The organism is Azospirillum thermophilum (genome assembly GCF_003130795.1).
In the GTDB taxonomy this organism is placed as follows: Bacteria; Pseudomonadota; Alphaproteobacteria; order Azospirillales; family Azospirillaceae; genus Azospirillum; species Azospirillum thermophilum.
In genome coordinates, this window is sequence record NZ_CP029352.1 from 929,052 (window position 1) to 943,888 (window position 14,837).

Consider the following 14,837-nt stretch of genomic DNA (forward strand, 5'->3'; position numbering starts at 1 on the left):
CGCCCCTATGGCGCCTTCACCTCGACCGGTATCCCGCTGAAATAGGCGGCGAGGTCGTCGATGTCGGCGTCGCTCAGTGCCGGGGCGACGACCGACATCATCTCGTTCTTCCGCGCGCCGGTCTTGTAGTCCCTCAGCGCCTTGCGCAGATAGCCCTCCTGCTGGCCGGCCAGGTTCGGCGCCTCGGGAATCTTGGCGACTCCGTCCAGGCCATGGCAGGTCTGGCACTGCAGGGCCTTCTGCCGCCCGGCCTTGGCATCCCCGGCCAGGACACCCGTTGGGTGCCCTGCCAGGGCGAGCAGCAGCACCGCACTCCACATCACGCGCATTCAGGCCCCTCCCCGCCCCGGCGGATCGTCACTGCTCGTAGGCGATGCGGTAGATGGCGCCGGCGAAATCGTCGGACACCAGAAGCGACCCGTCGGTCAGCACGGCCACATCGACCGGGCGCCCGAGATACTCGCCGTTCTGGGTCAGCCAGCCTTCGGCGAAGACCTCCGTCTTGTCGGCCGTTCCATCCGGCTTCAGGGAAGTGAACATGATCCGCGCGCCGACCGGCTTGGTGCGGTTCCATGACCCGTGCTGGGCGGAGAAGATGCCGCCGCGGTATTTCGCCGGAAACTGGCTGGCGTTGTAGAAGGTCATGCCGAGGTCGGCGGCATGGGCGTCCATCTCCACCTGCGGGAACACCACGTCGGCCGGCGCCTGCTGCTCCTTGTACTCGGCGGTGCGGATCTTGCCGCCGCCATAATAGGGAAAACCGAAGGTCAGGCCGGGCTTTTCCGCACGATTGAGTTCCCCCGGCGGAATGTCGTCCCCCATCCCGTCCACCTGGTTGTCGGTGAACCACAGGGACTTGTCCTTCGCATTGAAGTCCATCCCCACGGAATTGCGCACGCCCCAGGCATAGACCTCGCGGTTCTTGCCGTCGCGATCGATGCGGATGATGCCGCCGATCCCCGCGTTCCTGTAGAGGTCCATCTTCTCCGGGGCGAAGACGTTGAAGGGCTGGCCGAGCGTGATGTAGAGCTTGTCGTCCGGCCCCACCCGGCAGACCCGGGAGGTGTGGTTGTAGCTCTCCTCCTCCTTGGGGATCAGTTCGCCGCCCTTCACCACCTGGAAGGCCGCGACGTCCGCCCCCTCATAGAAGAACTCGGCGGCCGGGAAGGTCAGGACCCGGTTCTGCTCCGCGATGAACAGGAACCCGTCCTTCGAGAAGCAGACGCCGTTGGGGACCGAGAAGGCCAAGGTCGGGGCGAAGACCTTGACCTCGTCCGCCACCCGGTCCTTGTCGCGGTCGGTGACCGCATAGACCTTGGTCTTGCGCGTTCCGACGAACAGCGCCACGCCCTGCGGCCCGACCGCCATGTGCCGTGCGTCGGGCACGATGGCGTAGAGCGAGATCTTGAACCCGCGCGGCAGCTTGATGCGCGACAGGTTCTTCTTGATGGCATCCGCCTTCGATCCCGCCTGCGGGACCGTGGGAATATCGGCGATCTCGCCGGTGGTCCGGAAGTTCTGCAGCTTCTCCAGATTGCCCGGCGGCTGCGGATAGTCCTGCCCCAGGGCAGGCAGCGCGATGCACAGGGCCGCGATGGAAATCGCGGCCGTCCTGACCGTCTTCATGATGCCCCTCCCGATTGCCTCTCGTCCGGCCGCCGCAGGGGTTCTTCGCCCCTGTCGGTATCAGTGCCGGCCGACCGTCCATTGTTGAGGGTACTGACGGTTCCGCCGCACCGGCCATAGCCTCTTGGAGGTAAAGCGGAAAAATTCCGGATATCCGCTCCCACCCGCCAAGCTTCCGCTGCCGCTTTCTCCGTAACACGTCGAGTCCACGCGTCTCCTGCCTCCGCCACAAAAAAGAAAAGCCCGCGTAGGCCACCGCCTTCACGGGCTGTCTCGCCGGCCGCAGGAGGCCGGATCAGTCGCGGAAGTTCACGTACTGCAGCGGCTGCTCGATATCCATCTTGCGGACCAGCGCGATCGCCTCCTGCAGGTCGTCGCGCTTCTTGCCCGTGACGCGCAGTTCGTCCCCCTGGATGGAGACCTGCACCTTCATCTTGCTGTCCTTGATCCCCTTGACGATGGTCTTTGCGAGATCCTGGGCGATGCCCTGCTTCACGGTCACGGTGTGGCGCAGCGCGTCGCCGCTCGCCCGCTCCGGCTTGGCGGAGAAATCCAGGGCCGCGGCATCCAGCTTGCGGCGGGTGACGTAGACGCGCAGCAGTTCCTGCATCTGCGCCAGCTTGGGCGCGTCGTCGGCCAGCAGGACGATATCGTTCTCGGTCCGCTCGACGGTGCACTTCGAGCCCTTGAAGTCGAAGCGGGTCTCGATCTCGCGGCGGACGCCGGCGATGGCGTTGTCGATCTCGTGGATGTCCGTCTTGGACACGATGTCGAACGACGGCATGGCGGCACCTCTCTCACGAATGACGGGTCTTCAGGAATGACGGTGGGGCGCACCGTAAAGAACTGCGCGGGTCGGCACAACAGCCCTGCCGGCCCGGAACCTTCCATCCCCGCGGCGGTTGTCCAGGGACGTCGCCAGAAAGGGAACGGAAGATGAACGAAAAACGGGACGGCCACCGCGATGACCGGCCCCACTCCGGCCAGGGGCACGACAGCCCGAAGACCGGGGAGGGCTTTTCCAACCGGGACAAGGATCCGGATGACTGGACCACCGGCGACGAGCCGATGACCGGGGCCCAGGCCTCCTACCTGAAGACGCTGAGCGAGGAAGCCGGCGAGACCTTCGACGACTCCCTCACCAAGGCCGAGGCTTCCAAGCGCATCGATGCGCTGCAGGAGAAGACCGGGCGCGGGCAATAGCGCCCGCTCCCGCCCGCCTCAGACCTCCATCTGCTCGGCGTAGTGGCAGGCGACCAGCCGTTCATCCACCGGGCGCAGGGCCGGCACCTCGGCCGAACAGCGCTCGGTGGCGTAGGGGCAGCGCTTGTGGAAGGGGCAGCCCGGCGGCGGGTTGAGGGGCGAGGGAAGCTCGCCCTTCGGGATCACCCGCTCCGTCCGCAGCGCCGGGTTCACCCGTGGGGTGGCGGCCAGCAGGATGCGGGTGTAGGGGTGACGCGGCCGGGTGAAGATCACCTCCTTCGGCCCATGCTCCACCGGCCGGCCGAGATACATCACCATGATGCTGTCGGCGATGTGGCGGACGACGCTGAGGTCGTGGGAGATGAACAGGTAGGCGAGGTTCAGCTCTTCCTGCAGATCCATCATCAGGTTCAGCACCTGCGCCTGGATCGACACGTCGAGCGCCGACACCGGCTCGTCCGCGACCACCACCCGGGGATTGAGCATCAGCGCCCGCGCGATGGCGATGCGCTGGCGCTGGCCACCGGAGAACATGTGCGGGTAGCGGTCCACCTGATCGGGCCGCAGCCCGACCTTCGCCATCATGGCGACCGCCTTCTCCCGCCGCTCCGCCTTGCTCAGGTCGGTGTTGATCTCCAGCGGTTCGCCCAGGATCGTGCCCACCGTCTTGCGGGGGTTCAGCGAGCCGTAGGGATTCTGGAAGACCATCTGCACCGTACGGCGCAGTTCCTTCATCTCCGCCGCGCTGCGCCCGACGACGTCCCGGCCGTCATAGAACAGCGCGCCGGAGGTCGGCGGCTCGATCATCGTGACGGAGCGGGCGAGCGTGGACTTGCCGCAGCCGGATTCGCCGACCACCGCCAGCGTCCGCCCGGCCTCGAGCTGGAAGGACACGCCGTCCAGCGCCTTGACCGTCGCGGTCGGTTTGAACATGCCGCGCTTGATGGCGTAGTGCTTGCGCAGGTTCCGCGCCTCCAGCACCACGGGACCGCCGGCGGCGGCGACGGGGGTGTCGAGAGTGGTGTCGGTCATCAGACGGCCCCCCCGGCGAGCTGGTCCACGGGTTCCCCGTCGGGCAGGGGATAGAAGCAGCGGGCCCGGCCGCCGTCGACCTCGAACAGGGCCGGACGCTCGATCCGGCAACGGTCGGTGGCGAAGCGACAGCGCGGGTTGAACAGGCAGCCGGCCGGCCGGTCGGCGATGCCCGGCACCATGCCGGGAATCGTCGGCAGACGGCGGCGGCCCAGCGCACGCTCGGGCAGCGCGTCGAGAAGCGCGCCGGTGTAGGGGTGGCGCGGACGGCTGAACAGGTCGGCCACCGGACGGGCCTCCGCCACCTGGCCGGCATACATCACCACCACGCGCTGCGCCGTCTCCGCCACGACGCCCATGTCGTGGGTGATCAGCACCAGCGCCATGCCGCGTTCCTTCTGCAGACGGACCAGCAGGTCCAGGATCTGCTTCTGGATGGTGACGTCCAGCGCGGTGGTCGGCTCGTCGGCGATCAGCAGGCGCGGGTTGCAGGCGATGGCCACCGCGATCATCACGCGCTGGTTCATGCCGCCGGAGAGCTGGTGCGGGAAGGCCGACAGGCGGCTTTCCGGCGCCGGGATGCCCACCTGGTCCAGCAGGTCGATGGCGCGGTTGCGCAGGGCCTTGCCGGACAGCCCTCATGCACGCGCAGCGTCTCCATGATCTGGAAACCCACGGTGAAGCAGGGGTTCAGGCTGGTCATCGGCTCCTGGAAGACCATCGCGACGTCCTTGCCGGTGATCTTGCGCCGTTGCGACGGGGACAGGCTGCGCAGGTCGGTGCCCGCGAAGCTCATGCGGTCGGCCACCACCTTGCCGTTGGAGCCGAGCAGCCCCATGACGGCGAGCGAGGTGACCGACTTGCCGGAGCCGGATTCGCCGACGATGCCGACGACCTCGCCCTCGTCCACGGTCAGGTCGATGCCGTCGACGGCGCGGAAGGTGCCGGCGCGCGTCGTGAACTCGACCGACAGGTTCTTGATGTCGAGAAGGGGCATGGGATCAGCGTTTCAGCTTGGGGTCCAGGGCGTCGCGCAGGCCGTCGCCCAGCAGGTTGAAGGCCAGCACGGTGACCAGGATGGCCACGCCGGGCCAGGTCACGACCCAGGGGGCGCGCTGCAGGAACTGGAGGGAGGAGGACAGCATGGTGCCCCATTCCGGAGTCGGCGGCTGCGCGCCGAGACCGAGGAAGCCCAGCGCCGCGGCGTCCAGGATGGCGGTGGAGAAGCCCAGCGTCGCCTGCACGATCAGCGGAGCCACGCAGTTCGGCAGCACCACGATCAGCATCAGCCGCAGCGGACCGGCGCCGGCCACGCGCGAGGCGACGACATAGTCCTTGGTCACCTCCGCCAGCACGGCGGCGCGGGTCAGGCGGGCATAGTGCGGGATCACCACCACCGACACGGCCAGCATGGCGTTGAGCAGCCCCGGCCCGAGGATGGCGGCGACCACCACGGCCAGCAGAAGGCTGGGCAGCGCCAGCAGGATGTCCATCAGGCGCATGATCAGCACATCGACCGTGCCGCCGAAGAAGCCGGCGGTCATGCCCAGCGCGAGGCCGACGGCCAGCGACAGGGTGACGACGATCAGGCCGATCAGCATCGACAGCCGGGTGCCGTGGATCAGGCGGGACAGCATGTCGCGCCCGATGTCGTCGGTGCCCAGGATGAAGCGCCAGCTCCCGCCGTCCCACACCGGCGGCGTCAGGATGGCGTCGCGGTACTGGATGTTGGGATCGTGCGGCGTGATCACGTCGGCGAAGATGGCGACCAGCGCGATCAGCACGATCACCACCAGACCGATCAGGGCGCCCTTGTTCTGCTTGAAATGGTACCAGAACTCGGTCAGCGGATGCGGCGGCTGCGCGGTCGGGACCGAGGCGGCGACATCGGTCGCCTGGACTTCACTCGTCATGCTTCACCTCACCGCGCATGCCGGATGCGGGGATTGAGCACCCCGTACAGCAGATCCACCAGCAGGTTGACCGCGATCACCGACGAGGCGATCAGCAGGACGCCGCCCTGCAGGGCCGGATAGTCGCGGCGGTTGATCGATTCGATCAGCCACTTGCCGACTCCGGGCCAGGAAAAGATCGTCTCCGTCAGGATGGCGCCGCCGAGCAGCGTGCCGACCTGCAGGCCGATGACCGTCACCACCGGGATCAGGGCGTTGCGCAGCGCATGCATGCCGATGACCCGGCTGCTCGACAGGCCCTTGGCCCGTGCCGTGCGGATGTAGTCCTCGCCCAGTACCTCCAGCATGGCCGAGCGCGTCATGCGCGCCACCACCGCCAGGGGGACGGTGCCCAGAACGACCATCGGCAGGATCAGGTGATGAATGGCCGACCAGAAGGCGTCGTATTCGCCGGCCATCAGCGTATCGATCAGCATGAAGCCGGTCACCGGCTCGATGTAATAGAGCAGGTCGAGGCGCCCGGATACCGGGGTCCATCCCAGCCCGACCGAGAAGAACAGGATCAGCAGCAGGCCCCACCAGAAGATCGGCATCGAATAGCCGGTCAGGCTGATGCCCATCACGCCGTGGTCCAGCACCGACCCCCGCCGCACCGCGGCCAGGATGCCGGCGGGAAGCCCGACCACCACGGCGAACAGCATGGCGGCCAGCGCCAGTTCCAGCGTCGCCGGAAACAGCGACAGGAACTCGCTCAGCACCGAGTTGCGCGTCACCAGCGACATGCCGAGGTCGCCGGACAGCACCTGCCCGATATAGTCGAGGAACTGCTGCCACAGCGGCTGGTCGAGACCCATCTCGTGACGCAGCAGGGCAAGCCGCTCCGGCGAAATGCCGCGCTCGCCCACGCGCACCTCGATGGGGTCGCCCGGCACGAGCCGGATCAGGAAGAAGGTCAGCAGGGTGATGCCGAGGAAGGTCGGAATCACCAAGCTTACCCGTGTCAGGATGAAGCGCAGCATGAATCTCACTCACACCAGAACGAAGCGGCCCAACGCAAAACAGGCAAGACGGCGCTGGGCCACCCTGCCGGCACTTCGTCACGGAAAACAGCATCCCCTCTCCCCCGATGAGGGGGGCGGCACGAGGCTCGACGGCGGACGAGAGGAAGGCCCCGCACGTTTTCCCTCGACGGCCCTCGCGGGCCGTCCCCTTCCCCGATCGGCCGGGGAAGGGGTCTGACCGTAACCGGTTACTGCTTCAGATCGACGCCATTGAAGCGATGGATGCCGAACGGATCCATCTTGTAGTCGACGACGTTCTTGTTCAGCACCATGTGCACCACCGAATGCGCGATGGTCATCCAGGGCGCCTCTTCCTTGAAGATCACCTGGGCCTGCTCGTACAGCTTGGTGCGGGCGGCGATGTCGTTGGTGCGCTTGGCCTGGACGACGAGGTCGTCATACTCCTTGTTGCACCACTTCGACACGTTGTTGCCGCCCGGACGGGCCGACTCGCATCCCAGCAGCGTGTGCAGGAAGTTGTCCGGATCGCCGTTGTCGCCGGTCCAGCCGAAGGTGGCCATCTGATGGTCGCCCTGCTGCAGGCGCTTGCGGTACTCGCCCCACTCGTACTGGACGATCTTGGCCTTCACGCCGATCTTGGCGAGGTCGGCCTGCATCATCTCGGCCATGCGCTTGGCGTTCGGGTTGTAGGGACGCTGCACCGGCATCGCCCACAGATCCGTCTCGAAGCCGTTCGGGTAGCCGGCGTCGGCCAGCAGCTTCTTGGCCTTCTCGACGTCGAACGGGTAGTCCTGGATCGAGTCGTTGTAGCTCCACATGGTCGGCGGAATCGGGTTCTTCGCCGGCACGCCGGAGCTCTGGTAGACGGCGTCGACCACCGCCTTCTTGTCCACCGCCATGCTGACCGCGCGGCGCACGCGGGCGTCGTCGAACGGCTTCTTCTGGGTGTTGAAGGCGAGGTAGCCGATGTTCAGGCCTTCCTGCTCCTGCACGGCGATCGAGCTGTCCTTCTTCAGGGCCTCGATGTCGGCAGGGTTCGGATAGGGAACCACGTGGCACTCGCCGGCCTTCAGCTTGGCGACGCGCACCGCCGGATCCGGCGTGATCGCGAAGACCAGGTTGTCGAGCGGCGCCTTGCCGCCCCAGTACTGCTCGAAGGCCTTGTAGCGGATGACCGCATCCTTCTGGTACGCGACGAACTGGAACGGGCCGGTGCCGACCGGAACCTGATCCAGCTTGTCCGGCGTCCCCTTCTTCTGCAGGAACGCGGCGTACTCGGCCGACTGGATCGGCGCGAAGGGCATGGCGAGGTTGGCGAGGAACGGCGCTTCCACCTTGTTCAGGGTGAAGCGGACGGTCAGGTCGTCCACCTTCTCAATCGACTTCAACAGGGCCGGCATGCCCATGTCGTTGAAGTAGTCATAGGCGCCGCCAGAGATCTTGTGGAACGGATGGTCCGCCTTCCACTGGCGCTGGAACGAGAACAGCACGTCGTCGGCGTTGGCGTCGCGCGACGGCTTGAAGTCGCCGACGCTGTGCCACTTGGCGCCCGCGCGCAGCTTGAAGGTGTAGACCAGGCCATCCTCGGAGATCGTCCAGGACTCCGCCAGGCCGGGAATGACCTTGGTGCCGCCGCGTTCGAACTCGACGAGGTTGTTGTAGACCGGCAGGGAGACGTCGAAGCTCGTCCCCGTCGTGTTCACCATCGGATTGAAATTCTCGGGACTGCCTTCGGAGCAGTACACGAGGGTCTTGGCGGCCTGTGCCGGCGCGGCAAGCGCCAGCGCCGCAGCCACGCTGAGCCCGGCACCCAGCATGATGCGCTTCATTCTTCTAGCCTCCCAGTTCCGGTTGCAGCGACACAAAATTTGCCAAATCGAATTTGGGTTTCTGGTCCCATTTGGCTCATCATACGGCAAGATGTCAACACGCATCGGACCGTGCCGTCCAGTACCGATCGCACCCTTCGGCGGACTTGCGACGGTTTGCAGCGCAACAGAAAACGCTGAATAAAGAACATGCGCGCAGGCGGCCGGACACGATCTTTTATTTTCACAATGCCCTTGGGACGGATGTGGTCGGCAGCCATGCGCACCCGCCATGCGGGTACCCCGGCAGCCCATGCTAAGGTCCGACGCGACGCGCTGCCGCAGTGCAGCACGGAGTCTCCAGAACGCCACGCCGGGAACGCGACCGATGTCCCAAGGCTCCCGCTCGGGATCCCTGACCGCCTATGCCCTCTACGCCGCCGGCACCGCGCTGATGGCCGCCAATCCGCTGATCGGCCGCGCGGTCGCCCATACGGTGCCCCCGGTCGGAATGGCCTTCTGGCGCTGGCTTCTCGCCTTCCTGATCGTCCTGCCCTTCGCGCTCGCCGGCCTCAAGACCCACCGCCACGCGATCCTCGGCCAGTGGAGGCGGTTCCTGCTGCTCGGCGTTCTGGGCCAGGGAATATCCGGCGCCGTCGTCTATATGGGGCTGGAACGGACGAGCGCCACCAACGCCAGCCTGATCTACGCCATGTCGCCGGTGATGATCCTGATCATCGCCGCGCTGTGGCTGAGGGAGCAGGTGGGCGCCCGGCAGCTTGCCGGAATCGGACTCGCCATCGTCGGGGTGGCCGCCATCCTCACCCGCGGGGAGCTGGAGGCCCTTCTCGCCCTGCGTTTCAACGTCGGCGACCTGCTGATCCTCGCGGGCGCCACCTCCTGGGCGGTCTACACCATCCTGCTGCGCGGGTCCCGGACGCCCCTGCCGGTGGTGACGGCCTTCGCGGCGAACGCCTTGGCCGGGGTCCTCGTCCTCGCTCCCTTCTACGTCTGGGAAACGCTGGCGGTCCGCCCGGTTCCGGCGACCGCGACGACCCTGCTGTCGATCCTGGGCGTCGCGCTCTTCGCCTCCGTCCTCGCCTTCGTCGCCTACCAGAAGACGATCGCCATGATGGGGCCGGCGCGGGCGGGCACGGCGCTGTACGTCTCGCCGCTCTGGACCGCCCTGGCCGCGACGGTCCTGCTGGGCGAGCAGTTGCAGGCCTTCCATCTGCTGGGCGCCCTGCTGATCCTGCCGGGCGTGGCCATGGCGACCTGGCCGCAGAAGCCGGCAACGGCCCCCTGCCCCGCCGAGGCGTGACCCCTGCACCGGGGCATCGACGCCCCCATTGATCGGCATGGCGATCCGGTCCATCTGTGGGGCGCTTCTGCCGTTCCCCTGCCGCGGACCCCGCCATGCCCCAGCCTGCCGACACCGTCCTGCTCTGCGCCGATGACTATGGGCTGTCGCCGGGGGTGAACCGGGCGATCTGCGACCTGATCGCCGCCGGGCGGCTGACGGCCACCTCGGTGATGTCGCTCTGCCCCCACTGGCCGTCCGGGGCGGAAGCGCTGAAGGCGCTGGCCGGCAAGGCGGACGTCGGACTGCATTTCACCCTGACCGACCAGCGGCCGCTCGGCGCCCTGCCGGGGCTGGCGCCGGACGGGAAGCTGCCGCCGCTCGGCCGGCTGATGAGGCTCGCCTACACCGGCGGCCTCGACGGGCGGGAGATCCGCGGTGAGCTGGCCCGCCAGATCGACGCCTTCACCGCCGCCTGGGGTGGCCCGCCCGCCTACATCGACGGGCACCAGCATGTCCACCAGCTTCCCACCGTGCGCGACGCGGTGGTCGAGGCGCTGGCCGGGCTGCCCGGCGCCTATGTCAGGGCGTGCGGCGAGCCGGCCGGCGCCGTGCTGCGCCGGGGAATCTCGGTTCCGAAGACCCTGCTGATCGGCGGCCTCGGAGGCGGACTGGCCCGGATGGTGCGGCGGCGTAGCATCCCGGCGAACGACCGCTTCGCCGGGGTCTACGACTTCTCGGGCCGCATCCCCTTCGGCGCGCTGATGGCCCGCTTCCTCGACGAGCCGCGCGGCCGGACGCTGGTCATGGTGCATCCCGGCATCCCCGACGAGGCGCTGCGGCAGGCCGACAGCCTCGTCGAGCAGCGCCGCGTCGAGTACGATTATCTGAGGGGGCCGGAGTTCGCCGCCCTGCTGGCGGAGCGGGGATTGCGGCTGGGCCGTTTTCGCGACCTTCCCGGCTGAGCGGAGCCGGCGGCGCCGCTCAGTCGTCCTCGCCCGGTTCGCCGTCGCCATGCTCCCAGGCGCGGCGGCGCAGCTTGAACCGCTGCACCTTTCCCGTCTCGGTGCGCGGCAGGGCGTGCAGGAACTCCACCGACCGCGGGTACTTGTAGGGGGCGATGTGGTCCTTGACGAAGGACTGCAGCGCCTCCGCCAGCCGTTCATCCGGCTCAACCCCGTCGCGGATCACGACGAAGGCCTTGGGGATCGTCCCGCGCACCGGGTCGGGAGCGGCCACCACCGCGCATTCCTCGACCAGCTCGTGGTTGAGGAGGACGTTCTCGACCTCCAGGCCGGAGATCTTGTAGCCGGCGGAGACGATCAGGTCGTCCGTGCGGGCGTGGTACCAGAAGTACCCCTCCTCATCGATGTGGAAGGCGTCGCCGGTCAGGTTCCAGCCGTTCTGGACATAGGTCTCCTGCCGCGGATCGTCGAGATAGAGGCAGCCGGTCGGCCCGCGCACCGCAAGCCGCCCGACCTGGCCCGTCGGCACCGGGCGGAACTGGTCGTCCACCACCATGGCCTCATAGCCCGGAACCGGCTTGCCCGTGGCGCCCGGCCGCACCTGCCCCGGCACGGCGTGGATCACCGCGTTCAGCATCTCCGTCGTGCCGAGGCTGTCCAGGATCTCGATCCCCGTCGCGTCGCGCCATGCCTCGAAGGTCGACAGCGGCAGCGGCTCGCCCGCCGACACGCAGAGCCGCAGGGACGACAGGGCGGGCGCCACGCGGGCGTCGCTCTCGATCACCGACAGCATGCCGCGATAGACGGTCGGCACGGTGAACATCACCGTCGCCTTGTGCCGGATGACGGCGTCCAGCAGACGCTCCGAGGTTCCCCGCTCCACCAGCACCACCGAGGCTCCGATGCGCAGCGGAAACAGCAGCATGCCGCCCAGCCCGTAGGCGAAGGCCATCGTCGGCGAGCCGCAGAACACGTCGTCCGCCGTGGTGCGCAGGATCGAGCGCGGCGAGAGGTCGGCGATGGCCAGCAGGTGCCGGTGCTGGTGCGCGGCCGCCTTCGGCGTACCCGTGGTGCCGGAGGTGAAGGCGACCACGGCGACGTCGTCGGCCGCCGTATCCGCCGGGGTGAAGCCGGCCGGCTTGCCGGCGATCCGCCGCTCCAGCTCGCCGCCGTGGAAGGAGGCGATGCGCATCGACGGTTCCGCCGCCTCTTCCAGGTCGGCCAGATAGCGGACGTCGCACAGCGCCATGGTGGCGGCGGCGCGGCGCATCACGTCGGCCAGTTCGCCGGCGCGCAGCAGCGGCATGGTCGGCACCAGCACCGCCCCGGCCTTGATCACCGCCAGCCAGCAAGCGGCCAGCATCGGCGTGTTCGGGCCGCGCAGAAGCACCCGGTTGCCGGGAACGACGCCGTAATCCTCGGTCAGCACGCGGGCGATGCGGTCGACCGTGTCGCGCAGCCGGCCATAGCTCCAGGTCTCGTCGGCGCCGATCAGGCAGGGGCGCTCGTCCCAGCCGCGCTCCCGCCAGCCGTCGATCAGGGAGGAGACCGCGTTCAGGCGATCGGGATAGGCCAGTTCCGGCCGGTCGAACAGAAAGGTCGGGCGCTGGGACGGCGGCGGCAGCCGGTCACGGGTGAAACTGTCGATATGCCCGGAAAAAGCCATGCGCCACCTTTCCTCCCCGACTGCCCGGCCCGACTGCCAGCATTGATGCTCGGCGGAGAACGGCCCCGGAGCGCGCGCGACGAGGCGGTGCGCGGTCCATGGCTGGTTCCGTCCTCCCTGGCGGTTCGCTCGCCGGCGCCGCCTTGTTTGTTTGCACTCGACTATAGTGCGGGGCTGCATGGCTGAGCCATGCAAGGAGCGAATGGTGGCAGGGCCAGCAATCGCCATTTGCGGAGGGGATAACCGGCCGAGCCGCCGCTTGCCCCCCTTATTCGCTGCTCAAATAGAGGTCGATCTCGCCCTGCTCCATCACGTGCGCCGTGCCGTGGATGATCCCGTTGGCGACCTGGATGATGCGGTGGATCATCGCGACGGAGGACTGGCAGTCGAGGCGCAGCTTGTCCGGGTCGCCGCCGTCGATGTCGGCGCCGATGCGGTCCAGCGTGCGGGCGATGACCTGATGCGCCTGGACGATGGTGTCCTCGAAGGGCCGGCGGAACTTGGCCGGCACATGCTCGTACGCCTCGATGGCGAGGTCCTTGTCGGAGAAGCCGCTGTCGCGGAAATGCTCGGCATAGCTCTTGGGCTGCCAGATGCGGCATTCCTCCAGCATGTCCGGCATGTCGGGGATCATCTCGATCAGCATCACGATCTCGTTGAAGTGATTGAGATAATCCGTAGCGAGCAACGTCTTGTCGGAGATGTTGGTGCCCCGCACCCGGGCCCGCCATTCCTCGAAGTCCGCCAGCTCCTCCGGCGGGATGCCGTCGGTCACGGACAGGTCGATGTCTTGCTCTGCCATGCGCGGATCCGGCCCCGGGGTCCCTGCTCGATGCTGAGGCGAGGCAGCACGGCATACCAACCGTCCGTGCCGGCCCCTTGTGCGATGTCCTTAACGCCCTCTTAAAGCACATGCAAGCGCCGCTGCGCACCCGTATTCGAAGAAAAAAAGATGCCGCCGTCGCGATCCGGAAGTCGGACGCGGCCGGCGGCCTTCAAGGGACTGGCGGTTCAGGGAGGAATCACACCATTGCATCGTCAACACCCTTCACCGCGCTTGGTTCCCGCGACCACCCGATATTTGTAGACAAAGAAAAACGCGCCGGCCTTGGGGGAATGCCGGCGCGTTGGAGGATCGGGAACACTCGCCTTGCCCTCTCGCGGCTTTCGCCTGAGGGCATTGTCAGAGTACACCGCTAAGTCTTTCCGATCGGTTAAGATGCTTACGCGCCTCGGGAAAAACCTGATGCCGGCAAAACAACCTCGAAATATCTACTCCCCTTTATGGGATAATTTTATCCCCGCTGGGTAATCCTATTACGGTATCTCGAATAATCCTTTCGGAATCACTCCCGATGTGCCGTGGACTGCGCCATATGAACGTCTCCTGAAAGGCGCGCCGAACAGCAATCTTTCAGCAGCGACGGGACGCGGCGTTGCCGGGGAACGGCACGCCGGAACACGGCACGGGGAGAATTATGGAGCAGGACAGCCGCCACCTGATGGAGCATTTGCCCTATCTGCGTCGCTATGCCCGCGCTTTGACGGGGACGCCGGGCAAGGGCGATGCCCTGGTGACGCGGACGCTCGAATGGTTCCTGGAGTCCGACGCTTCGGCGGCCGGAACCGAGGCGACGCGTGGAGCGCTCTATCGCCATCTGAACGAACTGCAGGACGAGGCGGGCACTCCCGCCCTCCCCACGACACACCACCCGGTCGAAGCGGCGCTGAACGCCCTGGACGAGACGGACCGGCGGCTCTACCTGCTGGTCAGCCTCGAGGATCTGACGGTTGCCGACGCGGCAATGGTGCTGGGCCTGCCGACCGAGGCGGCGGTGGAGCGGCTGGCGAAGGCGCGGGAGCGCGTCCGTGCCCGCCTGACCGCCACCATCCTGATCGTCGAGGACGACGCCATCATCGCCTTCGACCTGGCGGAGACGGTGCGCGGCATGGGCCACAAGGTCTGCGGCAACGCCGCCACGATGGACGAGGCGTTGACGCTGGCCGCCGAGTATGTGCCGACGCTGGCGCTGATGGACATCCGGCTGGCCGAGGGCGACAACGGCATCGAGGTGGCGCGCGAACTGCGGCGCCAGCGATTCCTGCCGGTGATCTTCGTCACCGCCTTCCCGGACGAGCTGTCGAAACGGGGGCTGGACCATCTGGGTCCGGTCATCCCCAAACCCTTCACGCGCGACCAGATCGAGCAGGCGATCACCCGCGCCGTCTTCATGCCGCAGCCGGAGGATGCCGCGGTCACCGCCCATCCGCATTGAGACGATCGGCGGCGGAAGCCGTCACC

At 67.5% G+C, this 14,837-nt stretch carries 13 protein-coding genes and 1 pseudogene; 4 read left to right on the forward strand and 10 right to left on the reverse strand.

Annotation, left to right across the window (positions count from 1 at the left end; all coding sequences use genetic code 11):
* Positions 1–5: 5 nt before the first annotated feature.
* The 3 genes from DEW08_RS04160 to DEW08_RS04170 form a co-directional block, all read right to left on the reverse strand.
* The gene (locus DEW08_RS04160; RefSeq protein WP_109324708.1) at positions 6–329 is read right to left on the reverse strand and encodes a c-type cytochrome; all 324 of its coding nucleotides are present in this window, start codon (positions 327–329) and stop codon (positions 6–8) included.
* Between the two features lie 28 nt (positions 330–357).
* Positions 358–1,626: a PQQ-dependent sugar dehydrogenase gene (locus DEW08_RS04165; protein ID WP_109324710.1), complete on the reverse strand. Its 1,269-nt coding sequence runs from the start codon at positions 1,624–1,626 to the stop codon at positions 358–360.
* A 295-nt stretch (positions 1,627–1,921) separates the two neighbouring features.
* A complete protein-coding gene (locus DEW08_RS04170; protein ID WP_109324711.1) occupies positions 1,922–2,410 on the reverse strand; it encodes a YajQ family cyclic di-GMP-binding protein in 489 nt (162 codons plus the stop codon).
* A gap of 152 nt (positions 2,411–2,562) precedes the next feature.
* Between DEW08_RS04170 and DEW08_RS04175 the strand changes: the two genes are divergently transcribed.
* The gene (locus tag DEW08_RS04175; protein WP_109324724.1) at positions 2,563–2,829 is read left to right on the forward strand and encodes a DUF3072 domain-containing protein; all 267 of its coding nucleotides are present in this window, start codon (positions 2,563–2,565) and stop codon (positions 2,827–2,829) included.
* Between the two features lie 18 nt (positions 2,830–2,847).
* On the opposite strand, the gene DEW08_RS04180 is transcribed toward DEW08_RS04175, so the two are convergent.
* The 5 genes and pseudogenes from DEW08_RS04180 to DEW08_RS04200 form a co-directional block, all read right to left on the reverse strand.
* Entirely contained in the window at positions 2,848–3,861 is a 1,014-nt protein-coding gene (locus DEW08_RS04180) for a peptide ABC transporter ATP-binding protein (RefSeq protein WP_109324725.1), read from the reverse strand.
* Positions 3,861–4,858, reverse strand: a pseudogene (locus DEW08_RS04185) (ABC transporter ATP-binding protein). Before DEW08_RS04185 ends, DEW08_RS04180 begins: the two are co-directional and overlap by 1 nt.
* Positions 4,859–4,862: 4 nt before the next feature.
* Positions 4,863–5,774, reverse strand: a complete 912-nt coding sequence (locus DEW08_RS04190) for an ABC transporter permease subunit (RefSeq protein WP_109324726.1) — start codon at positions 5,772–5,774, stop codon at positions 4,863–4,865.
* Between the two features lie 8 nt (positions 5,775–5,782).
* On the reverse strand, positions 5,783–6,793 hold the full coding sequence (locus DEW08_RS04195) for an ABC transporter permease subunit (protein ID WP_109324727.1): 1,011 nt from the start codon (positions 6,791–6,793) through the stop codon (positions 5,783–5,785).
* Positions 6,794–7,023: 230 nt separating this feature from the next.
* On the reverse strand, positions 7,024–8,625 hold the full coding sequence (locus DEW08_RS04200; protein ID WP_109324728.1) for an ABC transporter substrate-binding protein: 1,602 nt from the start codon (positions 8,623–8,625) through the stop codon (positions 7,024–7,026).
* Between the two features lie 367 nt (positions 8,626–8,992).
* Between DEW08_RS04200 and DEW08_RS04205 the strand changes: the two genes are divergently transcribed.
* Positions 8,993–9,925, forward strand: a complete 933-nt coding sequence (locus DEW08_RS04205; RefSeq protein WP_109324729.1) for a DMT family transporter — start codon at positions 8,993–8,995, stop codon at positions 9,923–9,925.
* A gap of 95 nt (positions 9,926–10,020) precedes the next feature.
* On the forward strand, positions 10,021–10,869 hold the full coding sequence (locus tag DEW08_RS04210) for a ChbG/HpnK family deacetylase (RefSeq protein ID WP_109324730.1): 849 nt from the start codon (positions 10,021–10,023) through the stop codon (positions 10,867–10,869).
* A gap of 19 nt (positions 10,870–10,888) precedes the next feature.
* Here the strand turns inward: DEW08_RS04210 and DEW08_RS04215 are convergent, their stop codons facing one another.
* Together DEW08_RS04215 and DEW08_RS04220 are read right to left on the reverse strand one after the other, a co-directional pair.
* Positions 10,889–12,535 (reverse strand): AMP-binding protein, encoded by a 1,647-nt coding sequence (locus tag DEW08_RS04215; protein WP_109324731.1) that lies wholly within the window; start codon positions 12,533–12,535, stop codon positions 10,889–10,891.
* Positions 12,536–12,803: 268 nt separating this feature from the next.
* Positions 12,804–13,337: a hypothetical protein gene (locus DEW08_RS04220; protein ID WP_109324732.1), complete on the reverse strand. Its 534-nt coding sequence runs from the start codon at positions 13,335–13,337 to the stop codon at positions 12,804–12,806.
* A gap of 676 nt (positions 13,338–14,013) precedes the next feature.
* Between DEW08_RS04220 and DEW08_RS04225 the strand changes: the two genes are divergently transcribed.
* Positions 14,014–14,811 (forward strand): response regulator, encoded by a 798-nt coding sequence (locus DEW08_RS04225; protein WP_109324733.1) that lies wholly within the window; start codon positions 14,014–14,016, stop codon positions 14,809–14,811.
* The last annotated feature ends 26 nt before the right edge of the window (positions 14,812–14,837 follow it).